This window comes from Rhodococcus sp. IEGM 1306 (genome assembly GCF_036541985.1).
GTDB classification, from domain to species: Bacteria; Actinomycetota; Actinomycetes; order Mycobacteriales; family Mycobacteriaceae; genus Rhodococcus_F; species Rhodococcus_F qingshengii.
Map to the genome: position 1 here is coordinate 133,647 of NZ_JAZHFF010000005.1, position 26,155 is coordinate 159,801.

At 63.1% G+C, this 26,155-nt stretch carries 25 protein-coding genes and 1 riboswitch; of the genes, 13 read left to right on the top strand and 12 right to left on the bottom strand.

Annotated elements, in window-relative coordinates; all coding sequences use genetic code 11:
* The first annotated feature begins 29 nt into the window (after positions 1-29).
* The gene (locus tag V3587_RS16065) at positions 30-1,037 is read left to right on the top strand and encodes a zinc-dependent alcohol dehydrogenase family protein (RefSeq protein WP_283376935.1); all 1,008 of its coding nucleotides are present in this window, start codon (positions 30-32) and stop codon (positions 1,035-1,037) included.
* Here V3587_RS16065 and V3587_RS16070 read toward each other — a convergent pair.
* Together V3587_RS16070 and V3587_RS16075 are read right to left on the bottom strand one after the other, a co-directional pair.
* Positions 1,024-1,914, bottom strand: a complete 891-nt coding sequence (locus V3587_RS16070) for a dienelactone hydrolase family protein (protein WP_283376936.1) — start codon at positions 1,912-1,914, stop codon at positions 1,024-1,026. The genes V3587_RS16065 and V3587_RS16070 overlap by 14 nt on opposite strands.
* A gap of 31 nt (positions 1,915-1,945) precedes the next feature.
* A complete protein-coding gene (locus V3587_RS16075) occupies positions 1,946-2,785 on the bottom strand; it encodes a CPBP family intramembrane glutamic endopeptidase (RefSeq protein WP_283376937.1) in 840 nt (279 codons plus the stop codon).
* 84 nt (positions 2,786-2,869) lie between these two features.
* Between V3587_RS16075 and V3587_RS16080 the strand changes: the two genes are divergently transcribed.
* Positions 2,870-3,178 carry a rhodanese-like domain-containing protein gene (locus V3587_RS16080; protein ID WP_095968974.1) on the top strand — a complete coding sequence of 103 codons (309 nt, stop codon included), beginning with the start codon at positions 2,870-2,872 and terminating at the stop codon, positions 3,176-3,178.
* A gap of 46 nt (positions 3,179-3,224) precedes the next feature.
* Here the strand turns inward: V3587_RS16080 and V3587_RS16085 are convergent, their stop codons facing one another.
* Both V3587_RS16085 and V3587_RS16090 read right to left on the bottom strand, forming a co-directional pair.
* Complete coding sequence (locus V3587_RS16085) at positions 3,225-3,866, bottom strand: dihydrofolate reductase family protein (protein ID WP_283376938.1); 642 nt, start codon at positions 3,864-3,866, stop codon at positions 3,225-3,227.
* A 74-nt stretch (positions 3,867-3,940) separates the two neighbouring features.
* Entirely contained in the window at positions 3,941-5,026 is a 1,086-nt protein-coding gene (locus V3587_RS16090; protein ID WP_283376939.1) for a TDT family transporter, read from the bottom strand.
* A 90-nt stretch (positions 5,027-5,116) separates the two neighbouring features.
* Between V3587_RS16090 and V3587_RS16095 the strand changes: the two genes are divergently transcribed.
* Entirely contained in the window at positions 5,117-6,028 is a 912-nt protein-coding gene (locus V3587_RS16095) for a LysR family transcriptional regulator (RefSeq protein ID WP_019747644.1), read from the top strand.
* Positions 6,029-6,040: 12 nt separating this feature from the next.
* On the opposite strand, the gene V3587_RS16100 is transcribed toward V3587_RS16095, so the two are convergent.
* A complete protein-coding gene (locus tag V3587_RS16100) occupies positions 6,041-6,721 on the bottom strand; it encodes a TetR/AcrR family transcriptional regulator (protein WP_283377084.1) in 681 nt (226 codons plus the stop codon).
* A 75-nt stretch (positions 6,722-6,796) separates the two neighbouring features.
* On the opposite strand from V3587_RS16100, the gene V3587_RS16105 reads away from it, so the two are divergent.
* From V3587_RS16105 to V3587_RS16115, 3 genes are all read left to right on the top strand, one after another.
* Positions 6,797-7,960, top strand: coding sequence for an FAD-dependent oxidoreductase (locus V3587_RS16105; RefSeq protein WP_283376940.1), 1,164 nt, complete (start codon positions 6,797-6,799; stop codon positions 7,958-7,960).
* 7 nt (positions 7,961-7,967) lie between these two features.
* Positions 7,968-8,801, top strand: coding sequence for a DUF3626 domain-containing protein (locus tag V3587_RS16110; protein ID WP_283376941.1), 834 nt, complete (start codon positions 7,968-7,970; stop codon positions 8,799-8,801).
* A 180-nt stretch (positions 8,802-8,981) separates the two neighbouring features.
* Positions 8,982-13,163, top strand: coding sequence for a bifunctional nitrate reductase/sulfite reductase flavoprotein subunit alpha (locus tag V3587_RS16115; protein ID WP_283376942.1), 4,182 nt, complete (start codon positions 8,982-8,984; stop codon positions 13,161-13,163).
* Positions 13,164-13,169: 6 nt separating this feature from the next.
* Here V3587_RS16115 and V3587_RS16120 read toward each other — a convergent pair whose 3' ends face one another.
* Positions 13,170-13,634: a tRNA (cytidine(34)-2'-O)-methyltransferase gene (locus V3587_RS16120; protein ID WP_095968980.1), complete on the bottom strand. Its 465-nt coding sequence runs from the start codon at positions 13,632-13,634 to the stop codon at positions 13,170-13,172.
* 136 nt (positions 13,635-13,770) lie between these two features.
* Here V3587_RS16120 and V3587_RS16125 point away from each other — a divergent pair, with 136 nt between their 5' ends.
* A complete protein-coding gene (locus tag V3587_RS16125; RefSeq protein ID WP_283376943.1) occupies positions 13,771-14,454 on the top strand; it encodes a DUF2510 domain-containing protein in 684 nt (227 codons plus the stop codon).
* 51 nt (positions 14,455-14,505) lie between these two features.
* Positions 14,506-15,126 carry a pentapeptide repeat-containing protein gene (locus V3587_RS16130; RefSeq protein WP_283376944.1) on the top strand — a complete coding sequence of 207 codons (621 nt, stop codon included), beginning with the start codon at positions 14,506-14,508 and terminating at the stop codon, positions 15,124-15,126.
* A gap of 6 nt (positions 15,127-15,132) precedes the next feature.
* Here the strand turns inward: V3587_RS16130 and V3587_RS16135 are convergent, their stop codons facing one another.
* Together V3587_RS16135 and V3587_RS16140 are read right to left on the bottom strand one after the other, a co-directional pair.
* On the bottom strand, positions 15,133-15,408 hold the full coding sequence (locus V3587_RS16135) for a DUF1905 domain-containing protein (RefSeq protein ID WP_124566488.1): 276 nt from the start codon (positions 15,406-15,408) through the stop codon (positions 15,133-15,135).
* A 32-nt stretch (positions 15,409-15,440) separates the two neighbouring features.
* A complete protein-coding gene (locus tag V3587_RS16140) occupies positions 15,441-15,953 on the bottom strand; it encodes a GNAT family N-acetyltransferase (protein ID WP_234036789.1) in 513 nt (170 codons plus the stop codon).
* A gap of 31 nt (positions 15,954-15,984) precedes the next feature.
* On the opposite strand from V3587_RS16140, the gene V3587_RS16145 reads away from it, so the two are divergent.
* Positions 15,985-16,842 carry a bifunctional methylenetetrahydrofolate dehydrogenase/methenyltetrahydrofolate cyclohydrolase gene (locus tag V3587_RS16145; protein ID WP_283376945.1) on the top strand — a complete coding sequence of 286 codons (858 nt, stop codon included), beginning with the start codon at positions 15,985-15,987 and terminating at the stop codon, positions 16,840-16,842.
* Positions 16,843-16,847: 5 nt separating this feature from the next.
* Positions 16,848-17,132, top strand: a complete 285-nt coding sequence (locus tag V3587_RS16150) for a DUF3017 domain-containing protein (protein ID WP_003940740.1) — start codon at positions 16,848-16,850, stop codon at positions 17,130-17,132.
* 5 nt (positions 17,133-17,137) lie between these two features.
* Here the strand turns inward: V3587_RS16150 and V3587_RS16155 are convergent, their stop codons facing one another.
* The 4 genes from V3587_RS16155 to V3587_RS16170 all read right to left on the bottom strand — a co-directional run bounded on the left by V3587_RS16155 (position 17,138) and on the right by V3587_RS16170 (position 22,119).
* The gene (locus V3587_RS16155) at positions 17,138-17,713 is read right to left on the bottom strand and encodes a hypothetical protein (protein WP_283376946.1); all 576 of its coding nucleotides are present in this window, start codon (positions 17,711-17,713) and stop codon (positions 17,138-17,140) included.
* Positions 17,713-19,542: a DEAD/DEAH box helicase gene (locus V3587_RS16160; RefSeq protein WP_283376947.1), complete on the bottom strand. Its 1,830-nt coding sequence runs from the start codon at positions 19,540-19,542 to the stop codon at positions 17,713-17,715. The genes V3587_RS16155 and V3587_RS16160 overlap by 1 nt, the downstream gene beginning before the upstream one ends.
* A gap of 118 nt (positions 19,543-19,660) precedes the next feature.
* Positions 19,661-20,797 carry a homoserine O-acetyltransferase MetX gene (gene metX / locus V3587_RS16165; protein WP_124566485.1) on the bottom strand — a complete coding sequence of 379 codons (1,137 nt, stop codon included), beginning with the start codon at positions 20,795-20,797 and terminating at the stop codon, positions 19,661-19,663.
* Positions 20,794-22,119 carry a bifunctional o-acetylhomoserine/o-acetylserine sulfhydrylase gene (locus tag V3587_RS16170; protein ID WP_283376948.1) on the bottom strand — a complete coding sequence of 442 codons (1,326 nt, stop codon included), beginning with the start codon at positions 22,117-22,119 and terminating at the stop codon, positions 20,794-20,796. The genes metX and V3587_RS16170 overlap by 4 nt, the downstream gene beginning before the upstream one ends.
* Positions 22,120-22,262: 143 nt before the next feature.
* Positions 22,263-22,403, bottom strand: a riboswitch (SAM riboswitch).
* 305 nt (positions 22,404-22,708) lie between these two features.
* Between V3587_RS16170 and V3587_RS16175 the strand changes: the two genes are divergently transcribed.
* The 3 genes from V3587_RS16175 (at position 22,709) to V3587_RS16185 (ending at position 26,153) form a co-directional block, all read left to right on the top strand.
* Positions 22,709-23,932: an NADP-dependent isocitrate dehydrogenase gene (locus V3587_RS16175; protein WP_003940772.1), complete on the top strand. Its 1,224-nt coding sequence runs from the start codon at positions 22,709-22,711 to the stop codon at positions 23,930-23,932.
* Between the two features lie 199 nt (positions 23,933-24,131).
* Positions 24,132-25,271, top strand: coding sequence for an MFS transporter (locus V3587_RS16180; RefSeq protein ID WP_283377085.1), 1,140 nt, complete (start codon positions 24,132-24,134; stop codon positions 25,269-25,271).
* A gap of 36 nt (positions 25,272-25,307) precedes the next feature.
* A complete protein-coding gene (locus V3587_RS16185) occupies positions 25,308-26,153 on the top strand; it encodes an exodeoxyribonuclease III (protein WP_283377086.1) in 846 nt (281 codons plus the stop codon).
* Positions 26,154-26,155 lie beyond the last annotated feature (2 nt).

A 26,155-nucleotide genomic window follows, 5' to 3' on the forward strand; every position in this document is an offset into this window, starting at 1 on the left:
AAATCATCATTCGTGCGAGGATCCACACCATGACCAACCGCGCCGTGTACGTACTTCCGCCCGGAGGATTGAACAACCTCGAATCGAGGACCATCGAGACGCCAGGGCCGGACGCGGGCGAAGTGACGATCGCGATCCACGCGAATTCGCTCAACCACCACGACTACCTCGTGGCGACCGGCGAGATAGCCACCGACGGTCCGCGGATCCTGTTGTCCGATGCTGCCGGGGAGGTCGTTGCGGTCGGAGACGGCGTAACGCAGTTCAGCGTCGGAGATCGCGTGATGAGCACCTATCTGCCGCATTGGCGGAGCGGCGCACCGGATTTCGACGGATTCGGAAATTCACCGGGTGACGGTGCCGACGGGTTCGCCCGCGACACCGTCACCGTGCCGGTAGCGGCTGTGACAGTGATGCCGCGAAACTACACCTACGAGGAAGCCGCTACCTTGCCCACCGCGGGATTGTCAGCGTGGCGCGCACTGTTTGCCGGCGTTCCGATCATCCCAGGTTCGACGGTGTTGATCCCCGGGACCAGCACGGTAGCGCTGTTTGCCGTGCAGCTGGCCAAAGCTGTTGGAGCTCAGGTGATCGCAACCTCGTCGGCCGCCGACAAGATGGCTCGATTGACCGAGCTCGGTGCCGATCACGTGGTCAACTACCGCGAGCGCCCGGACTGGGGAGCGGAGGCGATGCGGCTCAGCGGCGGAATCGATCTTGTCCTCGACGTCGGCGGGCCGTCCACCCTCGGTCAATCTCTCGCAGCAGTCCGACCCGGCGGCCGGATCTGCGCGCTGGGCATCATGAACGGCCCCTCGTCGTCGATCGACCTGACTTCGCTCCTGACCAAACAGGTCACCATCGAAGGTGTTCTGGTGGGCAGTCGTACACATCAGGAGCAGATGGTTGCAGGTCTGGAAAGCCTCGCGCTTCGTCCCGTCATAGATTCTGCCTACAGCCTCGACCGCCTCGCTGACGCTTTCGAGCAGCAGAAATCCGGGCGGGCCTACGGCAAGATCGTCATCACAAACCCTTGATTGCTTGCCGGTCCCAATGGGGATCGGTGAGGATTTCCGCCGAGTCGCCGACAAACGCACGTGCGGCAGTCTGGTCGCCGCTGAGGGTGAACCTCAGCCACGCTGTCAGGTAACCCCGGAATCCTTCGCCGTCGACGGCCCAATTGTGGCCGACGCCAAGCAGTCTGCCGCGGACGGCCGGCCCCGCGGTTTCGTCGAAGTACTCCGCTTGCGGATCGGCGGTGGAGACAGGGTCGTCGGCGCCGGTCATGAAGAACGTCGGCCCGGTCAACTTCGCCACGTCGATCACGTCGACGGGTCGCGAGGCCCACCACGGGTCCGGCAAATCGAGCACCGCCGTGGCGGTGATCAGATTCGTCGACCGAGTTGCCGCGTTGATCGCACCGCCTGCACCCTGCGAGTGCCCCACCGAGGCTATGTTGTCGGTGTCGATCCGCTGGTGAAAGATGCTTTCCGCGTTGGTGTCCTGATCCACGATGTACTGGGCGGCAGCCAAGATCTCGGTACCGTCTCCGGTGACGCTGCTGTCGGCTACCACGACGACGAAACCCCACGACGCGAGGTGACGTAGGAGGGCTTCGTACTCCTCGTAAGTCGCGTAACTGCCGTTGCCGAAGGTGACGACAGGAAGCCGATTGCCGTCAGCGGACAAGTCGGCTGGGTAAAACAGTTGGTACCCGGGAACGGAATCGGCAGCCACCTCGTGCGCACCCTGGGCTGCGTACAGATCGCTGATCGACTCCGATGCGATGGATTCGGTAGTCGCGGCTTCGGGAGCGGCCGGAACCCCTGCGGTGGCCGGAGTGACGGCACCGGAGAGCGCCAATACGCACGACGCAGTCACGACGGCGATCGAGTATGTGGTTCGAGAAGGCATGGGTACAAGTATGTCCGAACGTCTCGAGCCGTCAGGCCGTGACGTGTGTGGGCTGGTCTTCGCCGACTCGGCCTCGAATGAGGAGTATGGCAACTACACCGAAAGCGATCAACAGGACCGTCAGGAGGGACGCGATCGCGGCGGCGCCACTCACCTCTGTAGTCACGGACGTGTCCAACCCGCCGGTCGAGAGAATGGTGGTGGGGTCGGTGAGGCCGTGCAACACGATTGCGGCCCAGATAGTCCCCGTCACTCGCATGGTCAGGTACATGCACATGCCGAATCCGAACGTATAGACGACTGTGCCGAGAACGGTTGCCAGTTCCATCCCCGCAATGAAGTTCACGGTGTGCATGAGCGCGAACAACAAGGACGATACGACCGCGACGAACCGTTCGCGGTGGCCGGCGTCGCGGAGCATCTTCACGGCGATACCTCGGGTGAGCAGTTCTTCCGCGAGCCCCACGCACACACCGAGAGCGATCAGGGAAACGATCTCCCCGGTCGACCACTCGCTCCAATCCGTTCCGACCAGGTGTGCAGCGATGGCGGCGACCACGATAATCGGGCCGATCCACATCCACCCGCGCCCGCGTATGGGTTGTGGTCCGAAGATGTCGCGCAGCCAGCCCAGCTTGGTCGCGAAGATCAGCAGTGCGATTGCGCCGATCGCGATAGGCAATGCGACGCCGAAGATGATGCTGGAAGCGCTTGCGACAACGTTGTCCGTGTCGATCTGGTCGGCAAAAACCCGCGAGGTAACCTGCCCGACGGCGAGGTAGAAGGCCAAATAGGCGACGATCACCGAGAGCAACTTCCACAAGGACGGGCGACTCCAAAAACCCGACTTTTCGGGAACGGTATTGGTCATTGTCAGATCGTAAAGGGAGCCGCAGGAAAACACGCGGTACCGTCTATTCGGACAGCAGCGAACACGAAGGCAGGACGCAGAAAAATGTTGGAAGTCGACTTGAATGCACTGGACGCGGCGCTGGCGGCGGGTGAGCCGTTGATCGACGTCCGTGAGGCCGACGAGTTCGCTCAGGTGCGCGTTCCGGGTGCGTCGCTCATTCCGCTCAGCGAGTTCGTCGCCCGCGTCGGCGAGATCCCGGACGCAGAAACGGTGTACATCATCTGCGCCGTCGGGGGACGGAGCTTGCAAGCCGCTGAATATCTCCAGGCCCGCGGCATCAATGCCGTTTCGGTGGCCGGTGGAACGATGGCGTGGTACCAGTCGGGTCGTCAGGTCGAGACCGGGGAATAGGGCGTAGCTGTTGGGGCAGCCCCGCATTCGGCGCTGCCCCAACAGGTCACTTTCGCCAGAACAGGTGATGCGTCACGCCGCTCGGGCTCGGCACGATTTCGAGGTTGAAGCGATCACGTAATTCGTCGGGTGTCTCCCACAGGCGTAGACCGGATCCGAATTCGATCGGTGAGACAGCGACGTGCATCGTGTCGACCAGATCGGCGTCGAGGAATTCACGGATAGTGCTGACTCCGCCGCCAAGTCGAACGTCCTTGCCCTGCGCCGCCTCACGTGCCTGCTCGAGGGCCGTCGCCGGGTCGGCGTCGACGAAGTGGAATGTCGTGTCCGAGAGTGTGAATGACGGCCGCACGTGGTGGGTCAAGACGAATACCGGGGTGTGGAACGGTGGCTCGTCGCCCCACCAGCCCTGCCACTCGAGATTCTCCCAAGGGCCGCGGTGGGGTGCGAATTTGTTGCGGCCCATGATTTCGGCACCGATGTTGTTGGAGAAGTCTCGGGTGAAATAGTCGTCGAGGCCGCGGCCGCCGCCGGGATCGGTGCGGTTGGGCCAGCTGGCCGTAGCTCCCGCCCACGCAAACATTTCACCGTGGTCGAGGCCGAACGGGCTCTCGAAACTCTGGTCCGGACCGCATGCTATTCCGTCGCTGGAAACGTTGAAATTCTGCACTCGTAACAACTGACTCACCGTGTACTCCCGCTCTCGACAATGGTCTACGTGAGTACAGACCGTACGGCGAGCCGAAACTCATCGGTGCGATTTCAGGCGGCTGCGGGAAGTGCGCCGCTGCGGATCGAGCGGACGGTCCGTACCGCGACGGTTGCCCAGATGGGGATCAGCACGGTCAGCAGGGCAAGTGCGATTCCCAGAATCAGCGTCGAACCGGTGGCGACTCCGAATGCATTCGCGCCGACGGCACATGCTCCGATGGGAAAAGTGAAGCTCCACCAGCCGAGTGAGAAGTCCAATCCGCGGCGCAGTGCGTGGATGGTGACGACGGTGACGGTGACAAACGCGATCACGCCGATGATTCCGACGACGGTTCCGTATGCGATTCCGAATTCGTGCAGGGTGTCGGCGTGCTCGGTACCGAGTGCATGCCGTGAGGCGGCGGCCAACAGGTTGGATGCTGCGATCGACTGTCCGATCACGCCCAACGGAATCCACAGTGAGGGAATGGCATTGAACGGGATCACGTCGACGCCCGCCGAGTGGTTGCGTGCGAACTGCCTGGCGACGGCTACCAGAATGCCGATGGCGGCGGTCAGCGCCAGAGCGAACAGGATGTAGCAGAAGACCAGTACCGCGACGCGCGGAGCGCCTTCGGGCATGTGGGTGCTGACGGCTGCGCCGGTGGTGGCCGAGACCATCGGGGGTACGACGGGCATGAGCCAGAACGGCATTGCCGTCGCCATCCCGGCATCTCGAACGAGTCGAATCATCATCACGACGTAGGTGACCAGGCCGAGTGCCGTGCCGAGTGTCCACAGTGTCAGCGACACGGTGATCGCCACGTCGTGGCCGAGGAAGTCCGGGCCGGTGATGCCGGTTGCGGATCCCACGGTCAGAAGTGCCATTGCGACGGCGCCGTAGAAGGGGAACATCGCGGGGCTGTGCAGGTAGGCGACGGCCTGACATCGATGTTGTGACCAATGGGTGGCAAATGCTCCGATCAAGGCGCACAGTACGAGAACCGCCAGAACCCAGAAGATCTCGGAGACCAGTTTCAAGCCCTCGATCTCCGGTTCGAGCGAAGCGGCGGCCACCGAGACGATTCCCGTTCCCATCGCTGCCGCGAACCAGTTCGGGGTGATGTGGGCGAAGGTGGGACTCGTGGTGGTGGTCATGTATTTCACTGTCGTCTCATCCGGTTCGTACCGGTAGACCGGTTGTCCTTGAATGCCCACAAACTCGCCTTGTGGGTCTAATCTTGGTCTATGTCGTTGTCCCCTCGGGTGCCGGAGCTCAGTGCCCTCGACGTCCTGCTTTCCGTAGGGCGTCTGGGCAGCATGGGTGCTGCCGGCCGGGAGCACGGACTCAGTCAGCAGGCAGTCAGCGCCCGTGTGCGTTCGGTCGAACGTCAGCTCGGCATCAAGGTTTTCGATCGAGCGGCGACCGGTGTTCGTCCCACCGCCGAGGGCGGTCTGATTCTCGAGTGGGCAAGTCACATCCTCGTCAGTGCCGAGGAAATGGCATCGGGAGTTGCGGCACTTCGCGGTGAACGCGACGCTGCCGTCACCGTCGCGGCCAGCATGACCATCGCCGAGTATCTGGTTCCCGGATGGACGGTCGCGATGCGGCACAAGTTCCCCAACGTCGTGGCGTCGGTGAGCTTGCACAATTCCTCGGACGTGTCTGCTCAAGTGCAGGCAGGCCAGGCCGACATCGGATTCGTCGAAGGGCCGGATGTGCCGTCGGCGCTCGCGTCGTGCGAGGTGGCACGTGATCACCTCGTCGTGGTTGTGCCGCCGGGACACGACTGGGCCAATGGTGTGCCCGTTCCGGTTGCAGACCTCGCACGCACACCGCTCATTCAGCGCGAGTCAGGGTCCGGTACGCGGTTGACGCTCGAGAATGCCGTTCCCGATTGTGTGCCGCCGTTGCTCGAGCTCACTTCGTGCACGGCCGTCAAAGCTGCGGTAGTGGCCGGCAATGCGCCCGCCGTTCTCTCGTCGCTGGCCGTGGCTGCAGATCTGACGGACGGGCGACTGGTCGCGGTCAACGTCGACGGCTTGCGGATGCCGAGGCGGCTCCAGGCCGTCTGGGATCCAGATCGCGGATTACGCGGTGCAGCAAGGGATTTCCTCGACATCGCGCTCGGTTCCAACACTGCTGTTCATTCGCGCTGACGGCTGCGGCTGCTATCTGGCGGTGTCGATCCCCGCGAGGATGAGATTGATACCTGCCAGAAACTGCTCGCGGTCGTCGTGGTCGCGCAGTTGTGTCGACACCTGATTGAGGAACGGGTACTTCGCAGGGTCGAGTTCGTCCCATCGTGTGGCGACGGTCGAAAGGAAAGCGGATCGGTCTGTCTCGCGGGGGAGGAGGCGGGCGCCCGCGGCGTACTGGCCGGCGAGGCCGAGTACGTAATTCAGGAGTGCGGACGCGCAGTCGAACTGTGCCGATTCGGGAACGCCCAGCGCCTGGAGCTGTGTGCCGAGACTTTCGAAGATCTGCATCACTGCTGATTGCCACGGCTCGCGCGAGAGTTGGGTGCCGACCCACGGGTGAGCGTCGATCGCGTCGAACACACCGAGGGTGATGATCCGGATCGCCTCGCGTGGAGTTGCGCTTTCGGTTCCTTCGGTTGTCACGCGGGCGATGACGTCGTCGGTCGCCGCGGCGAGCAGTTCGCTCTTGTTGGCGACGTGCCAGTAAATCGCCCCGCTTCCTGTTGCCAGGCGTGCGGAGAGTGCGCGAAATGTCAGCGCAGTTTCGCCCTCGTCGTCGAGGATCTCGATCGCAGCCTCGACGATTCGCTCCTTCGAGAGCGCGTCCGTACGTCGTTCGGTCCGCTGATTCCTGGTCGCCATGCGCACCATCTTGACATGTCTGGAACGCCGTTCCAAGATGATCACTGGAACGACGTTCCAATAGAAGCCTGAAAGGAAACAAACATGAGCAACTCGATAACGATCATCGGGGCGGGCCTAGGCGGCCTGACCCTCGCGCGCGTCCTCCACATTCACGGCCTTCCCGCGAAAATCTACGAAGCTGAACCGTCGGCAGAAGCCCGTACCCAGGGCGGACAACTCGACATCCATGAACACAATGGCCAGGCGGCGCTCCAGGCTGCCGGCCTCATCGACGAGTTCCGCGCGATCATCCACGCGGGCGGCGCCGCGTCGCGCGTACTCGATCAACACGCCACCGTGCTCCTCGACGAACCCGACGACGGCACGGGAGCACGTCCCGAAGTGCTGCGCGGAGACCTCCGTCGGATCCTGATCGATTCCCTTCCGGACGACACGATCGAATGGGGACGCAAGGTCGACAGTGTCCGCTCGCTCGGCTCACCGAACACAGCCGACGAGTGCGCTGACGGCCGACACGAACTGACCTTTGCCGACGGTTCGACAGTGACTACCGACCTCCTCGTCGGTGCAGACGGTGCCTGGTCGAAGATCCGGCCGCTGCTCTCCGATGCGAAGCCCGAATACGTCGGCACCACGTTCGTCGAGACCTACCTCTACAACGTCGACGAGAAGCATTCGGCTGCAGCCGAAGCCGTCGGTGGCGGGGCGATGTACGCGCCCGCACCAGGACAAGCGATCGCCGCGCATCGAGAGGCGGGGGACATCGTGCACACCTACGTCCAGCTGAACCGTACGGCGGAGTGGTTTGCCGGTATCGATTTCACCGACGCTGCCGCTGCGACAGCGCGGGTCGCGGCCGAGTTCGACGGTTGGGCACCGGAACTCACTGCACTGATCACAGACGGCGAAACCGCTCCGATTCCGCGGGCGATCCATGCCCTTCCCGACGAGCATCGATGGGATCGTGTGCCCGGGGTCACGCTCCTCGGTGATGCGGCACACCTGATGGCTCCATCCGGTGAGGGCGCGAACTTGGCCATGTTCGACGGCGCCGAACTGGGAAGGGCGATCGCCGCGCACCCCGACGACATCGAAGCGGCACTGAGCGGCTACGAGGAAGCGATGTTTGTACGCAGTGCATCCGAGGCCGCGGACTCGCACGTGATCCTTGATCTCTGCCTCGGTGAAGGCGCACCGTATTCACTGGTCGACTTCTTCACCGGTGCTGCTTCCGTATCCGGATAATGGGCGAATGCCTGTTGATTCCACTCCCTCGTCTGCCGCGATTGCGCACGTGCGCAGTCTCTCGAACGGTCACCAGGTGGATCGAAATCACCGGGTGACGTTGCACTTTCATCCAGACCTCCCATTTGAGCGTGGTCTGACTCTGGCCTCGATCGCACGTCGAGGCACCTACGTGACCCAGTTCGAGACTCGAACCAGCAACGGCGGACTGACGGCGCATCACGGCGGCGATCGTTGGCGTTGGGAGAGTCGGATATTCGGCGGGGCTTACGACGAGAGAGAGCCGTCGGAACGGCCGAAGTACGGATCGTTGAACTTTTCCGCCGATCCGTACGGGGCATCTCCTCGGTTCGGCTCGTCCTACTTCCGGCTTGCCGAGCACACACTCGACCGCACCACTTTCTGCTTTCCCGACAGTGTCTTCGAACCCGATCTCTTCGGAACGGCGGACGCGATGAGCCTGGTCGACGCCGCAGGAGCCGCCGAGTTCGACGATCCGCTCGACCACTACATCGAGGCGCACGTCCACGGCGCCGTCGACATCGGAACCGACGTCGAGGCACTCGTCCTGGACCCGAGCTACCGGAGCTCACGCATCGAAGAGATCGCCCACTCGCTCCCATGCCCGGTGCTGTGGCACGACGGTTACGCGGTCGACGTCGATGAGGTCGCCGAACATCCCGAATATCGGGGAGCGGCCGTCGTCGACCTCGCGCGAGAGATCGCAATCGACGGGCGACTGACGCCTGCCGTCCTGGGGTTCGCCCGGGGTGCGTCCTTCGATCCGCAGGGCGTCAAGAAGGTCTGGCACTACATCGCTCGATTCGGCGGCAGGGGCTAGAACTGGGCATTCGCGTGTCGCCACCCGTCGACGACCGCTGGTTCCGGGACCGCACATCGGTCAGAAGGGGACGGTGAGGAAAGAGTGATTGTTACGCAACATCGGGCATGAACTCCCGAAACAACTGCATCCGAAGATGGAAATCGACCTTGATCCTCGGTCGAAGGGATGCATGAATCGATGGGCGCTCAACTCACTACCACCAGTGTCGACACACTCTGCGCGTACTGCGGGGTCGGCTGTGGTCTCGTCCTCGACATCATCACCGATCCGGAGACGGGTCGTCGGAAGGCTGCGAAGTCTTCCGGTCTGAAGACACATCCCACCAACTTCGGGCGTCTGTGCACCAAAGGGACCACGACAGCAGACATGCTCGCAGGTCCGGGGCGTATGGAATCTGCATATCGCCGTCCACACCGAGGTGATGCGATCGAATCGGCGGACATCGGCGCCGTCATCACCGAAACCGCCCACCGCCTCCGTGGGATCATCGACGAGCACGGCCCCGACGCGTTTGCGTTGTACGTGTCCGGGCAGATGTCTCTCGAAGCCCAGTACTTGTCGAACAAACTGGCCAAGGGCTTTATCGGAACCAATCAGATCGAATCGAATTCCCGGTTGTGCATGGCGAGTGCAGGCACCGGCTACAAGCAGTCTCTCGGGGCCGACGGACCGCCCGGTTCCTATCAGGACTTCGAACACGCCGACGTGTTCTTCGTGACGGGCGCGAACATGGCAGACTGCCATCCGATCCTCTTTCTGCGGATGCAGGAGCGGATCAAGGCAGGCGCGAAGTTGATCGTCGTCGATCCTCGACGCAGCGCCACCGCGGACAAGGCGAACTTGTTCCTGCAGATTGCTCCCGGCACAGATCTTGCGCTACTCAACGGGCTACTCCACCTGCTCGTCGTGAACTGCCACACCGATCCCGACTTCATCGCCGACTTCACCGAAGGCTGGGAGGTGATGCCCGGTTTCCTCGCGGAGTACACCCCGGAGAAGGTCAGTGAGATCACGGGTATCCCCGAAGCCGACATCCGCACTGCAGCGCAGTGGATCGGTGAGGCTGCCAACTGGATGAGCTGTTGGACTATGGGGTTGAACCAGAGCACCCACGGCACGTGGAACACCAACGCCATCTGCAACCTTCACCTTGCGACTGGAGCAATCTGCAAGACCGGCAGCGGTCCGTTCTCGCTGACCGGGCAGCCGAACGCGATGGGCGGGCGTGAAATGGGCTACATGGGGCCAGGTTTGCCCGGCCAGCGTGCCGTGACGGTCGACGCCGATCGCGAATTCGTCGAGGAGCGTTGGGGGATCCCGGCGGGTTCTCTGCGCACCGACATCGGCGGCGGGACCATCGACCTGTTCTCCCGCATGGCGGCGGGGGAGATCAAGGCGTGCTGGATCATCTGCACCAATCCTGTTGCAACGGTAGCCAACCGCAAGACCGTCATCGACGGCTTGGAGAAGGCTGACCTCGTCATCACCCAGGATGCGTTCCTGGGTACCGAGACCAACGAATACGCCGATGTTCTGCTGCCCGCGTCACTGTGGACAGAGTCGGACGGAGTGATGATCAATTCCGAACGCAACCTGACGCTCTTTCAGCAGGCACTGGATCCGGTCGGGCAGGCGCTGCCTGATTGGCAGATCATCGCCCGCATCGCCTGCGAGATGGGGTATGGCGAGGCGTTCACCTACACCTGCGCCGAAGAGGTGTTCGAGGAGATCAAGCAGTTCTGGAATCCGAAGACCGGCTACGACTTGCGCGGCGTCAGCTACGAGCGACTCCGCAAGACGTCAATCCAGTGGCCGTGCCCGCCCGACAGTGATCAGGACCGTCATCCCATCCGATACCTCAATGACGGTGTCAGTCAAAGGCTCCTGATCCGCGAGGACGGCAGCACTCCGCGGCTCGCATTTCCCACCTCCACTGGCCGGGCGATGTTCTTCGCAAGGCCGCACATGCTTCCCGCCGAAATGCCCGACGACGACTACCCGTTCCTGCTCAACACCGGTCGTCTCGCGCACCAGTGGCACACCATGACCAAGACCGGCAAGGTGGCCAAGCTGAACAAACTCAACCCGGGTCCCTTCGTCGAGATCCATCCCCACGATGCCGCCAGGCTGGGCGTCGTCGACAAGGATGCGATCGAGGTTGCCTCACGCCGCGGCCGCGCTGTGCTCCCGGCGATTGTCACCGACCGAGTGCGTCCGGGAAACTGCTTCGCACCGTTTCACTGGAACGACGCCTTCGGTGAGTACCTGTCCATCAACGCCGTCACCAACGACGCGATTGACCCTGCCTCGCAACAACCGGAGTTCAAAGCCTGTGCCGTCACTATGACGAAGGTCGCAGTGAACACACCCGAGACAGTGCTCGCCGAGTCGCCGCGGGAGGCTCCTGCGCCGGATGATCGGGTTTTGTCGCGAACGGATGTCCTGGCCGGGGTCATCGGTCAAACAGGAACACCTGCAGTGGTATTCGACGCACTGCAACAGAGCTACCTGGCCGGCATTCTCGCGGCGTTGCGTGCGGACGGTGATCGTACTGCCGGTGTGCCGACCTTGCCGTCGACTGCGCCGTTCGAGACCGAAAAGAGGATGTGGGTCGACGGCGTATTGGCCGGCCTGTACTCGCGGACCGCACTCCCTGACACGGATGGGCCTGCGTTGTCATCGAGTGCGGGCATTGCGCCGGAACGCGCGCCGATCGTGGTGCTCTGGGCATCGCAGACCGGAAACGCGGAGGAGTTTGCCGCAGCCTGCGCTGCTCGTCTCGGGGAAGTTGGCTTGCCCGTGGTGATGCACGCGATGGACGAGTTCCCGGCCGCCGACCTGGCAGTTACCAGAGAGGTCCTGCTGATCACCAGTACCTCCGGTGACGGCGAATCCCCGGACAACGGCAGTGGTTTCTGGGATGCATTGTCTGCTGACACGGCGCCCCGCATGGCCGAGACACGTTATGCAGTCATCGCTTTCGGTGACTCGAACTATGCCGACTTCTGTGGACACGGACGAAAGCTCGACGCCCGCCTTGCCGAACTGGGCGCCAGTCGTATCGTCGATCGCGCGGACTGTGAGCCCGATTTCGAGGACACCGCTGCTGGATGGCTGGACTCTGTCACGGCTGAACTTCAGCGCTCGGCGGCTGGTGAGACGGCCGACGTCGTCGTTGCAAAGAATTCTGGGACAACCGTTGCGGCCGTGCCGATTTCACCGGCGATGTCGGCGCCGCTGCAATACAACAAGAAGGCACCGTTGGCCACAGCCTTGACGCGCAATATCGTGCTCAACCGGCCAGGCTCTTCCAAAGATGTGCGGCAGTTGGGCTTTCACCTTCCGGACGACACTGTCAGTTATGAAGCCGGAGACGCTCTCGGAGTCTGGCCGCGGAACAGTTCCCTGTTTGTCGACGAGTGGCTCACCCTTACCGGCCTCGACGGTGAGGAGACCGTCGACTTGGGGCAGCACGGTGCCATGACTTTGCGTACCGCGCTCACCGAGCGCTTGGAGATCACTCGAATCTCGAGCGACATGATTCGGTTCGTGCATCAACGAACCCGCGATTCGGACTTGGCCGAGTTGTTGAAGCCGGAGAACGTCTCCACGCTCAAAGATTGGTCTTGGGGACGACAGTCCGTCGACATTCTCGCGCAGTCGCCCGTTCGTGCCTCGACGGACGAATGGCTCTCGCTACTCAAACCGCTTCAGCCGCGGCTGTACTCGATATCTTCCAGTCCGAAGGAGAACCCACGCGAAGTGCAGTTGACGGTGTCCGCGGTGCGCTACAACGTTGCGGGTGTCCCACGGCGTGGGGTGTGCTCGACTTACCTCGCCGACCACGCCCACGATGACGACATCGGTATCTACGTGCAGAAGTCGACCCATTTCCGGCCACCTTCCGATCCCGAGACCCCGATGATCATGGTCGGACCGGGGACCGGCATCGCGCCGTTCCGTGCCTTCCTGCATGAGCGGCGGGCATTGGGGCACACGGGTCCGAACTGGCTGTTCTTCGGGGAACAGCACGCCGCTACCGACTTCTACTACCGCGAAGAAATCGAAGAATTGCGGAAAGACGGATTCCTCACCGAACTCGACCTCGCATTTTCACGGGATCAGGCCGACAAGGTCTACGTCCAGGACCGGATGCGTGAGCGGGGTGCGCTGCTGTGGGAGTGGTTGCAGAAGGGAGCGCACTTCTACGTCTGCGGCGATGCCAACCGGATGGCCAAGGACGTCGACAGTGCCCTCAACGGGGTGGTTGCTCAACACGGAAAACTGGCACCTCGTAGTGCCGAGGCGTACGTGAAGGCGCTTTCGGCGGAGAAGCGCTACGTCCGGGACGTCTACTGACGTCGGTCAGACTGCGCCCTTGAACCCGTGCTGGCGCCAGGCCTCGTACGTCACGAGGGCGGCAGCGTTGGAGAGGTTGAGGGACCGGCGTCCGGGAAGCATCGGGATACGCAGGCGCTCGGTGACGTGTTCGTCCGCCAGTACTTCTTCGGATAGTCCGGTGGGTTCGGGCCCGAACAGCAGGACGTCGCCGGGTTGGTAGGCGATGTCGGCATACGACGTGGTCGCGTGCGCGGTGAAGGCGAACACGCGAGCGGGAGTGACGGCGTCCCAGGCAGCGGCCAGGTTCTCGTGGACCGTGACAGTAGCCAGATCGTGGTAATCCAAGCCTGCGCGCTTGAGCTTCGGCTCCGACAGGTCGAACCCGAGAGGGCCGACCAGGTGCAGTTCGCAACCGGTGCCCGCGACCATGCGGATCGCGTTTCCGGTGTTGGGTGGGATGCGGGGCTCGTGGAACATCACTCGGAACACTCGAGGAACTGTACCGGGCGGCCCAGCGGCGCCCGCGTCCGTGAGAAGGGCAGTCGAAGAGTGTGGGCGAATTGGTAACAAACCGGCCAGTCCGTGCGAACCTATTTCCGGCACTCTTCGCAGAACGGACATTTTGATGAACCCTCCCGCCGGTTGGAACCCCGACCCCTTCGACCCCACGATCGACCGTTACTGGGACGGTCAGCAGTGGACCGCGCAGACACGGCCCAAGGGCGTCGACGCACCCACTCAGGCTTTCGGCACTCCCACGCAGGTCTTCGGTGCACCCGGATCGGCAGTGCCGGACGCAAACGCCGAGGAAGGCAAGACGCGGCGTAAGTGGCCGTGGATCGCCGGCGCAGCAGTCGTGGGGCTGGTTGCCATCGCCGCGGCAACGGGAGCGGGCAAGTCGGAAGAATCAACGACGCCTGCTGCGACCTCTTCGACGACAGTTGCTGCGACGACAACTGCTGCGACGACAACCAAGAGCACTGTCCCGTCGACGACGAAGACCACGACTTCGTCCCTCGTGCCGACGACGACAACGATCGTGCCGCCGACGACGACAACCGTGGCGATCGTGCCGCTGGTTCCGCAGGTCCCGGAGACCACGACTACGCCGTACGTTCCGCCCGCCCCGGCGTACACGCCGCCGAAGACAACGGAACCCGCCTACGTTCCTCCGAAACCGTCGGGAGGAACGGTAAATCCGGGATCATTCTGTTCGACGCCTGGAGCAACAGGCGTGACGACAAAGGGCAGAGCGATGGTATGTGGGATTGGTAGCGACGGACGAGATCGCTGGGTGTCGGCCGGCTGATTGTCTGCTGCCATCAGGGGCGCTGAACCGGTGTCGGTGCGGCGGGGCAGTATGGACGACATGCTCCCCGAAGAATCCGACGACGTCGTCGGCGAAGACTATTCAGACGCGCGGCTGGCAGGGCAGAAGTGGCGTCAGCGCACTTTCACCAACTGCAATTTCCGAGACGCCGACCTCACCGGACTCACGACGGAGTCGGTGGTGTTCACGGACTGTGATTTCACCGGTACCGATCTGGGGGAGTCCGTGCACACGGGAACTGCATTTCGCTCCTGCAATTTTGCTCGGACCAGCCTGTGGCACAGCACGTTCCGAAACTGCAGTCTGCTCGGTTCGACGTTCGACGGTTGCCGTATCCGGCCGTTGACGCTCGATGAAGTCGACTTCTCGTTGACCTCACTGGGCGGGGCGGACTTGAGGAAGATCGACTTCACCTCGTGCCGCTTCCGTGAAGCGAACTTGGTTCGGGCCGACATGCGGGGCGCGGTTCTGGCGTCGGCGGATCTGTCCGGTGCTCGCACGGGTGGACTCAAACTCGAAGGTGCAGACCTGCGCGGTGCGCGGATCGACCCGAGTCTGTGGACGTCCGCGTCTGTCGGAAACGCGCAGATCGAGTTGATGCAGGCCGTGGCTTATGCGTCGGCGCACGGTCTTGTCGTCGACATGAAGTAGTAGCGCCTAGCTCTGCACGCGCTCCTCGAGGTGCACGGTCACCAGTTCGCCCGCCTCCTTGCCGATGGCTTTGCGGAGATCGGCTTTGACCGGCAGCTTGTGGTTGCCGTCTCCCAAGGCCATGAACGAACTCTGGAACGGATGTCCGTCGATCGTCCCGCGAACCTTGACCAGGCCGCGGGTGCCGAAGAACTCGGCGGACTCCGGCCAGATGACGTAGGTCCACCCACCCTTGGCGTCACTCTTCTGCAAGGTGGCCGTGAATTCCTTGTCCAGCAACATGATGTCTGTCCTCTCGGGCCGGGGCCTGTCGATCAGCGGATGAATTCCCGTGCGAGCAGATCCATCAGCAGGCCGTCCTTCCACTTACCGTGGCGATCTCGCGAGTACTCGCGCATCACCCCGACGTCCTTGAAGCCCACTGATCGGTAGCAAGCGATGGCGACGGAGTTGTCGACTTCCGGGTCGATGACAAGACGGTGAAATGCGAGGTCGTCGATCAGATGGGCACACAGCACCCGTATCGATTCGCGGCCGAACCCTTTGCTGTGAAAGTCGGGATCGAGGAACAAGTCGAGACCGGCGTGGCGGAAGTCGGGGTTGTCTTCCGCTTCGTACCACTGGATGAAGCCGATCAAGTGGTCGTCGTAGAAGATGCTGTAGCGCGTGGTGCCGGCCTCCGGCGCCGCAGGCCAGTCGTCGTCGGGATTCTGCCACCACTGCACGACGTCCGGGTGCAGGTGAATTGCCCGCAGACGAGCGTGATGGTCGGGCGAGACGGGGGAGAGGAGCACCCTCGGGCCGCGTAGTTCCGGAGCCGTTGTCACTCATCGACCCTAACCTGGAACAATGGTCGCCGTGACTGCAACGATCCTCGACGGCAAAGCTACCCGCGACGAAATCTTCGAAGACCTGAAGGTGCGGGTGAGCGCTCTGAAGGCAGAGGGCATCACACCCGGCTTGGGCACCATCCTGGTGGGCGACGACCCCGGATCCGCGGCCTACGTGCGCGGCAAGCACAACGACTGCGCCAAGGTCGGTATCAATTCCTTGCGACGTGACCTGCCTGCCGACATCACGCAGGAACAGCTCAACGCGACGATCGACGAACTCAATGCCAATCCCGAGTGCACCGGCTACATCGTGCAGTTGCCGCTTCCCAAGCATCTCGACGAGAACGCGGCCCTCGAGCGTATCGACCCCGACAAGGATGCCGACGGCTTGCACCCGGTCAACCTCGGTCGACTGGTGTTGGGCAAGGAAGCCCCGCTGCCGTGCACCCCGCGCGGAATCCTGCATCTCCTGCGTCGCTACGAGGTCCCTGTTGCAGGCGCACACGTGGTGGTAGTCGGACGAGGCGTCACAGTCGGTCGCCCGATCGGATTGCTGCTGACGCGTCGTAGCGAAAACGCGACGGTAACGCTCTGCCACACCGGTACCCGCGATCTCGCAGCCGAGGTTCGCCGCGCCGACATCATCGTCGCCGCCGCCGGCGTTCCCGGCCTCATCACCGCGGACATGGTCAAGCCCGGAGCAGCGGTCCTCGACGTCGGCGTCAGCCGCACCGACGACGGCCTGCGCGGCGACGTCGCAGCCGACGTCAACGAGGTCGCCGGCTTCGTCTCACCCAACCCCGGTGGTGTCGGACCGCTGACCCGCGCGTTCCTGATCACCAACGTGGTCGAGCGCGCCGAGCGGGTTCTGGCCGAGGCCTGAGTCCGATGTCCTCACTGGTCGGCCTCGCGAAGAAGAATCTGCCCATGCTCGCGGTCCTCGCCGTGATCGCGGCAGCGGTTGTTCTCGTGCTGGCCGACCGGTGGCGCCGCGGCGCCCTCGTCTTCGGTGTTGCCGTCATCATCGGAGCTGCCGCTCGGTGGTTCGTTCCCGAGAACCGTGTGGGATTGCTCGCGGTGCGTGGAAGGGTCTTCGACACTGCGGCGATGGGCGTTATGGGTGTGCTGATCGCGACGCTCGCCCTGACCATCGATCCGCTCGGTACCGACTGAGAAGATCAGTCCCCGTAGAACGAGCGGATGTTGATATCACTCAAAGGGATCCACTCCGGCGAATGTGTGGATGTCGACTTCTTTCCAGCCTTGACCGGTGCACTCCGTAACGTCACCGCAAGTGCAGGTTCCTCGTCGATTCGCCCGGCGAGGGCGTAGATCGCGGCGAGATGGTGAACGCACGGCGAGCGTCTACCTGAGCAGTCGCAGCTGGCAGTGCACTCCGAAAGATCAACGGCTACTGCGATATTTCGAGCCTGCAGTTCGGTGACGATGCTGTCCGGCAGTTCGCCGGTGGAGACGGATCTGTTCGCCTTTCCAGCCGAACGGAGAAGGCTCTTCACTGCAGCGATCTCGGATTTGGTCCAGAGCGGGACACCAATCGTCACTGACGAAGTTTTTGCCTTGGTGCTCACCTCGGCGACGACGGTCCCCGACGAGACGACGGTGAACTCCAGGGAACCGTTGCGTGCCAGGGTGCGAGCCGTCGGCAGGGACGGGTTCGGACCGGACGCCGCGGTCCGCTCCACCGTCCGCAGCCACGCTCGACCCCAAGCGGTGACGCCGAATTCGTTGGCCATCAGATGATCACCGCGCCGTCCAGTTCGAGAAGTTCACGCAGTTCGGTGTCGGGGAGATCGGCCAGCGAGGCCTCGACGTTCCCGGAAACAGCATCGGCCACAGCTCGTTTGGACTCGTGCATCGCTGCGATGTGATCCTCGACGGTTCCGCCGGTCACCAAGGTGTGGACGTTGACGGTGCGCTTCTGGCCGATGCGGTGTGCCCGGTCGGTTGCCTGATCTTCGACGGCCGGATTCCACCACCGGTCGTAATGCACGACGTGACTCGCACGCGTGAGGTTGAGGCCGAAGCCTGCGGCTCGCAGGCTCAGAATCAGAACCGGCGGGGAATCCGCGTCGTTCTGGAACGCGTCGACCATCCCGTCTCGCTTGTCGGTGTTCAGGCCGCCATGGAGGAAGGGGATTGCGCCGATTCCCAACTCGGATCCCAGATGCCGCGAGAGCATCTCGCCCATCGTCCGGTACTGCGTGAATATCAGCGCGCGATCGCCGTCATCGACGATCTCGGCGATCATTTCCGTTGCGCGGTCGAGCTTTCCGGATCTTCCGTAAAGGTCATCCGTATCGCCGGTGACCTGCGCCGGGTGATTGCATACCTGCTTGAGGGTGGTCAGAAGCGCAAGGATGTTGCCGCGCCGGGCAATTCCCGTACCCAAACCGGTGTCGAAAGCATCTGCTACAGCAGACCGATAGATGCGCGCTTGTTCCGACGTCAGAGTGCACGAGACTGTGGAGAATTGCTTGGGCGGAAGATCCTTGGCCACTGTGTCTTTGGTTCTGCGCAGAATGAAAGGATCGATGACCGCAGCAAGCCTGGTCGCCGCGGTGGCGGATCGACCGGATTCGATCGGTACGGCAAACCGTTGGCGAAAACGTGCGCGAGTTCCGAGGACTTCGGGATTGGCGACGCGAAAGAGCGACCACAATTCTTCGAGGCGGTTCTCCACCGGCGTGCCCGTCATCGCCACCTTGACGTCGGCCGACAACTGCATTGCTGCTTTCGCAGCGAGGGAAGCGGGGTTCTTGATCTGTTGCGCCTCGTCGAAGGTCGCCGAACTCCACTGGATCGGCGCCAATTGGGCTGTGTCGGAACGTAAGACGCTGTAGCTGGTCAGAACCGTGGTGCCGGCGGGGATACGAGTGGGAAGTGCGCGAGCGGTTCCGTGATGAACGTGCAGTGGCAGGTGCGGAGCGAATCGCTCGATCTCGCGGCGCCAGTTTCCTATCACCGAGGTGGGACACACGACTAGATGTGGACCGTCGTCCGCGCGGATCGCGATCATCGAAATCGCTTGCAGTGTCTTGCCCAAACCCATCTCGTCGGCGAGAATTCCACCGCCCGAACCCGACAGCGCAGTCAACCAGGCAACTCCGTGCACTTGATACGGGCGCAATGTCGCCTGAATATTTGCCCGGTGAAGACTCTCGATTGCCACGCGCGCTTCCGTGAACAACCGCACCGTGGACCGGGCGCTTCTGATTTTCGTGTCGTCGCGCTCGATCGCGGCATGCGCTGCGGTCGGAATGTCATGTGCGCCGGTGTCGACGACGCGCTTCCATGCGAGCAACGACGGTCCGAGGTCGTCGCGACGTGCATCGAGGGTGTGCAGGGCGTCGATCGCGGTGGCGAGGTCGAGCAGTTGCGCTTCGACGTCGGTTGCTGCGATCGACTCGTGGACCGGGATCGCGAGGCGGCAGATGCCCGGCGACCCGGTCGGCATCCCCAGCTCCGCCAGTCGCGCTTCCGGGTCTGCATCACCCCAGAACGCGAACGACATGTGCTCGGGAATGTACGTAGCCTGCAGGCGCGTCGAGCATGGCTGATTCACGTTCGCCGATGCTAGCCGCGCCAGCTCGGGTACGCCAATGAAAATGTCGGGAAAACCTGCAGATCAGCTGTGGTTTTCCCGACATTGACGGATCCTGAAAATGTGGCTCTGTGCCGGATCAGCGGGCCGTGCGTGCGAACTCCATCGTTCGGCGCAGCAGTCCGGCGACAGCGTCCGCCTCCGTCAGGAAGCCGTCGTGGCCGTCCTTGGACTTGAGGATCTCGAGGCCGGAGCACGTGGAAATGCCGTCGGCGATCTCCTCCTGCAAACGAAGGGGATACAGCCGATCCGAGTCCACGCCGCCCACGACGACCGGCGCTGTGATCGATGCCAACGCCGCCGCAACGCCGCCGCGTCCACGACCGATGTCGTGCCGGTTCATGGCCTCGGTCAGGAGGACGTACGTACTCGGGTCGAAGCGGTCGACGAGCTTGTCTGCCTGATGTTCCAGGTAACTCTGTACGGCGTATCGTCCACCGTTCCAAGGGTTTTCGTCGTTCTGAGCAGAGTTCTCGAAGCGCGCGTCCAGTTCGGACTCGGTGCGGTACGTCAGGTGCGCGATACGGCGGGCGATGCCGAGTCCGGCGCGAGGTACCCGCCCCGTTCCGTGGTAGTCACCGCCCTGCCAGTCCGGGTCGGACACGATGGCAGCGATCTGCGTCGTCTGGGTGCCGATCTGATCCGCAGTGGCCCGTGAACCGGTTGCGAGCACCAACGCGGAGCGAATGCTGTCCGGGTAGGTTACTGCCCATTCGAGCGTGCGCATGCCGCCCATGGATCCGCCGACTACCGAGGCCAACTGGTCGATCCCGAGAAGATCGACGAGCTTCTTCTCCGCTGCGATCTGATCCCGGATGGAAATCTCCGGGAACCTGCTGCCCCACGGCTTGCCGTCGTCGGCCAGCGAACTGGGACCGGTCGTGCCGCGACAACCACCGAGGACATTGGTTGCGATGACGCACCATTCGCCCGTGTCGATCGGTTCGCCGGCGCCGACCATTCCGTTCCACCAGCCGGGGGAGGGCTGATTTGCGGAGATCGGTCCGGTGACGTGTGAGTCTCCGGTCAGTGCGTGCTCGACGAGTACGACGTTGTCGCGGTTCGGGGACAGCTCACCCCACCGCTGAACGGCGAGCGAAACCGATGGGAGTACCGCGCCGCTCTCGAGTTCCAAGGCACCGATGTCGACGAACCCCACCTGGCCGTCGGGCGGGGGGAGGAGGTCGATCCTGGGCTCCAATTCGTTCACGGTCACGAGTTTGCCACCGCAGCCAGGCCGACGGTGAGATCGGCGAGGATGTCGTCGATTCCTTCGATGCCGACCGCGAGGCGGACGAGCCCGGGTGTGACACCGGAGGCTAGCTGCTCTTCGGGGGTGAGCTGCGAGTGCGTCGTCGAGGCGGGGTGGATGACGAGTGAGCGAACGTCACCGATGTTGGCGACGTGGCTGTGCAGCGTCAGGGCGTTGACGAATGTCTTGCCCGCATCGATACCGCCGGGCAGTTCGAAGGTGACGATGGCGCCGGTTCCCTTGGGCGTCAGCTGCTTTCCGCGTTCGAACCATGGTGAGGACGGGAGTCCCGCGTAGGAAACGGAGGCCACCTGGCCGTGGCCGTCGAGGAATTCGGCGACCTTCTGTGCATTGGACACGTGACGCTCGATGCGCAGGCTCAAGGTTTCGATGCCCTGCGCGATGAGGAACGCGTTGAAGGGCGCCACGGCGGAGCCGAGATCGCGCAGCAGCTGGACGCGCGCCTTGAGTGCAAATGCCGGCGCGCCGAGGTCTGCGAAGGTGACGCCGTGGTAGCTGGGATCAGGTGTCGTGAAGTTCGTGTGGCGACCCTGCGTCCAGTCGAAGGTGCCACCGTCGACGATGACGCCGGCGATCGCTGTGCCGTGTCCGCCAAGGTATTTGGTGGCGGAGTGAACGACGATGTCGGCGCCGTGCTCGAGTGGGCGGAGCAGGTACGGCGTCGCAACGGTGTTGTCCACGATCAACGGGAGACCGTTCTCGTGGGCCAACGACGAGATTCCTGGGAGATCGAGGATGTGGTTCTTGGGATTGGCGATCGTCTCGCCGTAGAAGGCCTTCGTGTTCGGGCGAATGGCGTCGCGCCATTGCTCGAGATCGTCGGGATCCTCGACGAACGTGACTTCGATGCCCAGCTTGCGAAGCGTGTAATGCAGGAGGTTGTACGTGCCGCCGTACAGGTACGGGCTGGAGACGATGTGGTCGCCGGCCTCGGCAATGTTGAGGATCGCGATGGTCTCGGCAGCCTGACCCGAGGACAGCAGGAGTGCGGCGACTCCGCCTTCGAGGGCGGCGATGCGCTGCTCGACGGCGTCCTGTGTGGGATTCATGATCCGCGTGTAGATGTTGCCCGGCTCGGCGAGGCCGAACAGTGCCGCAGCGTGATCGGTGCTGTCGAAGACGTAGCTGGTGGTCTGGTAGATCGGCAGAGCGCGCGCATTGGTGGCGGTGTCCGCTGTTTGCCCGGCGTGCACCTGCTTTGTCTCGAACGACCAGTTGGCGGTCGGATCAGAAGTTGCTGCGGCGTCGGCTGTGTTGTCGGTCATGATTTGTTCACTCCAGTGGTCTGACGGATAGATGTCGGACGGGGGCGAAGGATCGCCGCCCCGTGCTGGGGTCTATCTACAAGTGCGACACATACTGAGTTACCTCCGTGGGGCTCGGCCCGGTCTGGGGTCCGTCCCTGTCGGACCCGCGCTTGTCACCCGAATTGCGGTGGAACTGCGTGAGCAGATCCACGTCGGGAAACCTGGTCATCACCCGGGGCACCCCACCGCGGTTGGAGGGTTGCCGTCCAGCGAGCCGGGGCTTGACGCTGGCACTCATGACCAAGTCGGATTCTACCGGGAAGTGAGCGCAGTCCTGACACGGGGCGAAATGTGAGCCGCGACCGCACGCGAGACAGAGCGACGCAGCCCACTAGCAGGCAAAAGTTACTCGCGAGTAGAGACCGGTGGGTGGACCTGCCGGTTGCAGCCTCACGGGTTAGCAGTACGCTTGTCTTGTTTGGGACTCATCTCCCGAGATCAGTCCACACCGTCTAGGTTTGATAATCGAACCGTTCGCGGACCCACTCACAAAGTGTGACCGCAACCGTGTAACCAGGGAAACTTCCTAGGAGGACGCGAAGCACCCATGTCCAAAATCAAGGTTGAGGGCACCGTCGTCGAACTCGACGGCGATGAGATGACGCGCATTATCTGGCAGTTCATCAAAGACAAGTTGATCCATCCGTATCTCGATGTGAACCTCGAGTACTACGACCTCGGTATCGAGTACCGCGACGAGACCGACGACCAGGTCACCATCGACGCAGCGCACGCGATCCAGAAGCACGGCGTCGGCGTCAAATGCGCCACGATCACGCCGGACGAGGCACGTGTCGAGGAATTCGGTCTCAAGAAGATGTGGCGTTCCCCGAACGGAACGATCCGCAACATTCTCGGCGGCACGATCTTCCGCGCACCGATCATCATCTCCAACGTTCCGCGACTCGTTCCGGGCTGGACCAAGCCGATCATCATCGGCCGTCACGCATTCGGCGACCAGTACCGCGCCACAGACTTCAAGGTCCCCGGCCCCGGCAAGGTGATGATCACCTACACGCCTGAGGACGGCAGCGCACCGATCGAGCACGAACTGGTCAACTTCCCCGAAGAGGGCGGCGTCGTCCAGGGGCAGTACAACTTCACCACGTCCATCCGTGACTTCGCTCGCGCGTCGCTCACCTACGGACTGCAGCAGAACTACCCGGTGTACCTGTCCACCAAGAACACCATTCTCAAGGCGTACGACGGTGCCTTCAAGGACATCTTCCAGCACGTCTACGAGACCGAGTTCAAGGCTGAGTTCGATGCTGCAGGTCTGACCTACGAGCACCGCCTCATCGACGACATGGTCGCTTCCGCTCTCAAGTGGGAGGGCGGATACGTCTGGGCATGCAAGAACTACGACGGCGACGTCCAGTCCGACACCGTGGCCCAGGGCTTCGGCTCGCTCGGCCTCATGACGTCGGTTCTGCTGACACCGGACGGAAAGACCTGTGAGGCAGAGGCTGCTCACGGCACCGTGACGCGTCACTACCGTCAGCACCAGCAGGGCAAGCCCACCTCGACCAACCCGATCGCGTCCATCTTCGCGTGGACCCGCGGGCTCGAGCACCGTGGCAAGCTCGACAGCACCCCTGAGGTCATCGGCTTCGCGCAGGCGCTCGAAGACGTTGTCATCAAGACCGTCGAAAGCGGCCAGATGACCAAGGACCTCTCGATGCTGGTCGGCGGCGATCAGGGCTACTTGACCACCGAGGAGTTCCTCGGCGCGCTCGACGTGAACCTGCAGAAGGCCATGGCCGCGAAGTAGATTCACCGCTTCACCTGTCAAATGGGACGTCTGGGAAACCGGGCGTCCCATTTGTGTTCGCGGTCTCACGTGAGTGAACTCACCCGCTCTCACTTGGAAGTTCAACCAGGTGTGAGACCACAATTGATCAGTGACTTCGTCTACCCTCTCCCGTTCTGACACCTCGACACCCGGGGTTTCTTCCGCCAGAGGTCCGGCGATGCTCGCTCTCGCTCTCGGCGGTTTCGGTATCGGCACAACCGAGTTCGTCGCCATGGGGTTGCTCCCGGAAATGGCATCCGGACTCGGCGTCTCGGAACCCGTCGCGGGTCACGTGATCTCGGCGTACGCGCTCGGGGTTGTCGTCGGCGCTCCGCTGATCGCTGCACTCACCGCACGAGTACCGCGCCGCACCCTGTTGATCGCACTCATGGTCGCGTTCACCGTCGGCAATGCCGCCTCGGTTTTCGCGCCCTCGTACACGACGCTGATGATGGCCCGCTTCGTCGCCGGATTGCCGCACGGCGCGTATTTCGGAGTCGCCGCTCTGGTCGCAGCTCACCTGGCCGAACCGGGAAAACGCGCGAAGGCCGTCGCCATGGTGATGATGGGTCTTTCCGTGGCCAACGTGATCGGGGTACCGGTCGCGGCCTGGATCGGCCAGGCACTCGGCTGGCGCAGCGCCTTCGCCTTGGTTGCGGTGATCGGAGTGGCAACCGTTGCTTCGCTCTTCGTCTGGATTCCGCGTTTGGACGGCATACCGGTGACGAATCCGATCACCGAACTCGGGGCGCTGGGCCGCGTTCAGGTGTGGATGACCCTGATCGTGGGCATGGTCGGATTCGGCGGGATGTTTGCCGTCTACACCTACATCAGTACGACTCTCACCGACGTGTCCGGGCTTGGCGCTTCGTTCATTCCCCTCGCACTCATGCTGTACGGACTGGGCATGGTGGCCGGCAACTTCGTCGGTGGATACCTCGCGGATCGCGCACTGATGAAGGGCTTGTTCCTGTCGATGGGATCCCTCGTGGTCATCCTCGCGATCTTCGTTATCGCCGTGCGCAATCCGTACACGGCGCTCGTCTTCGTCTTCCTCATCGGGCTCGCCGGGTCGTCGATGGTGCCTGGCCTCCAGACACGGTTGATGGATGTCGCCGAGGATGCTCAGACCTTGGCCGCGTCTCTCAATCACGCCGCACTCAACATCGCCAACGCCTTCGGAGCGTGGATCGGCGGCGTCGTCATCGCAGCCGGTTACGGGTACACCGCGCCGGCAGCGGTGGGGTCGTTGCTGGCCGTCGCGGGTCTCGTCGTGCTGGCGGTAGCGGTGATTCTGCAGCGTAGGGCCGCGCGCTGACCTGGGCGCCCATCCGCGTCGGTGGAATCGGCTACGGTGCTTGCCGTGCCACAAACTGCTGACTCCCACATTCTTGCGCCCCACACCATCACGTCCGTGAACGTCAACGGCGTTCGCGCAGCGGCCCGCAAGGGCATGCTCGACTGGCTGGAGAAGACGTCGGCGGATTTCATCTGCCTTCAGGAAACGCGTGCGTCGGACGACCAGCTTCGCGAGACTCTCGAACCGGCACTCGGCAACGGGTGGTTCCTGGTCTCCGCCGAGCCGTCCGCGAAGGGGCGCAACGGAGTCGCGGTGCTTTCACGCACGGAACCTGACGCGGTGCGGATCGGTCACGGGGACGACGAGTTTCTCGACGCCGGTCGATACATCGAAGCCGACTTCGCCGACCTGACCGTCGCGAGCCTGTACCTGCCCTCCGGTGAGGCGCTCACGCCGAAGCAGGAGGAGAAGGAGCGGTTCATGGCATCCTTCGCAGTGCACCTCGCCTCCACCGCTGTAGCGGCCGAGGCTGCCGATCGTCACGTGGTGGTCAGCGGCGATTGGAACATCGCGCACACCGAACTCGACCTCAAGAACTGGAAGACCAACAAGAAGTCCTCGGGATTGCTCCCCGAGGAGCGCGCCTGGATGGATCTGCTGTTCGCCGAAGATTCCGCGTGGGTGGACATCTTCCGCACCCTCCATCCGGGTGTCGACGGCCCGTACTCGTGGTGGTCGTACCGCGGAAAGGCATTCGACAACGATTCGGGTTGGCGTATCGATTACCAGGTTGCCACTCGCGGATACGCCGAGCGGGCCAAGGTCGCGCTCGTGGAACGCGCTGAGTCCTACGACCTCCGTTGGTCGGATCATGCGCCTGTCACCGTCTCGTACCGATAGAG

What these genes read in the sequence shown, in the direction of transcription:
- V3587_RS16115 (WP_283376942.1), top strand. Translation starts at nt 8,982, where the DNA reads ATGGGCGCTCAACTCACTACCACCAGTGTCGACACACTCTGCGCGTAC.
- V3587_RS16100 (WP_283377084.1), bottom strand. Translation starts at nt 6,721, where the DNA reads ATGGTGCGCATGGCGACCAGGAATCAGCGGACCGAACGACGTACGGAC.
- V3587_RS16070 (WP_283376936.1), bottom strand. Translation starts at nt 1,914, where the DNA reads ATGCCTTCTCGAACCACATACTCGATCGCCGTCGTGACTGCGTCGTGC.
- V3587_RS16125 (WP_283376943.1), top strand. Translation starts at nt 13,771, where the DNA reads ATGAACCCTCCCGCCGGTTGGAACCCCGACCCCTTCGACCCCACGATC.
- V3587_RS16110 (WP_283376941.1), top strand. Translation starts at nt 7,968, where the DNA reads ATGCCTGTTGATTCCACTCCCTCGTCTGCCGCGATTGCGCACGTGCGC.
- V3587_RS16175 (WP_003940772.1), top strand. Translation starts at nt 22,709, where the DNA reads ATGTCCAAAATCAAGGTTGAGGGCACCGTCGTCGAACTCGACGGCGAT.
- V3587_RS16090 (WP_283376939.1), bottom strand. Translation starts at nt 5,026, where the DNA reads ATGACCACCACCACGAGTCCCACCTTCGCCCACATCACCCCGAACTGG.
- V3587_RS16135 (WP_124566488.1), bottom strand. Translation starts at nt 15,408, where the DNA reads ATGTTGCTGGACAAGGAATTCACGGCCACCTTGCAGAAGAGTGACGCC.
- V3587_RS16075 (WP_283376937.1), bottom strand. Translation starts at nt 2,785, where the DNA reads ATGACCAATACCGTTCCCGAAAAGTCGGGTTTTTGGAGTCGCCCGTCC.
- V3587_RS16130 (WP_283376944.1), top strand. Translation starts at nt 14,506, where the DNA reads ATGGACGACATGCTCCCCGAAGAATCCGACGACGTCGTCGGCGAAGAC.
- V3587_RS16080 (WP_095968974.1), top strand. Translation starts at nt 2,870, where the DNA reads ATGTTGGAAGTCGACTTGAATGCACTGGACGCGGCGCTGGCGGCGGGT.
- V3587_RS16095 (WP_019747644.1), top strand. Translation starts at nt 5,117, where the DNA reads ATGTCGTTGTCCCCTCGGGTGCCGGAGCTCAGTGCCCTCGACGTCCTG.
- V3587_RS16065 (WP_283376935.1), top strand. Translation starts at nt 30, where the DNA reads ATGACCAACCGCGCCGTGTACGTACTTCCGCCCGGAGGATTGAACAAC.
- V3587_RS16150 (WP_003940740.1), top strand. Translation starts at nt 16,848, where the DNA reads ATGTCCTCACTGGTCGGCCTCGCGAAGAAGAATCTGCCCATGCTCGCG.
- V3587_RS16155 (WP_283376946.1), bottom strand. Translation starts at nt 17,713, where the DNA reads ATGGCCAACGAATTCGGCGTCACCGCTTGGGGTCGAGCGTGGCTGCGG.
- V3587_RS16180 (WP_283377085.1), top strand. Translation starts at nt 24,132, where the DNA reads ATGCTCGCTCTCGCTCTCGGCGGTTTCGGTATCGGCACAACCGAGTTC.
- V3587_RS16170 (WP_283376948.1), bottom strand. Translation starts at nt 22,119, where the DNA reads ATGACCGACAACACAGCCGACGCCGCAGCAACTTCTGATCCGACCGCC.
- V3587_RS16105 (WP_283376940.1), top strand. Translation starts at nt 6,797, where the DNA reads ATGAGCAACTCGATAACGATCATCGGGGCGGGCCTAGGCGGCCTGACC.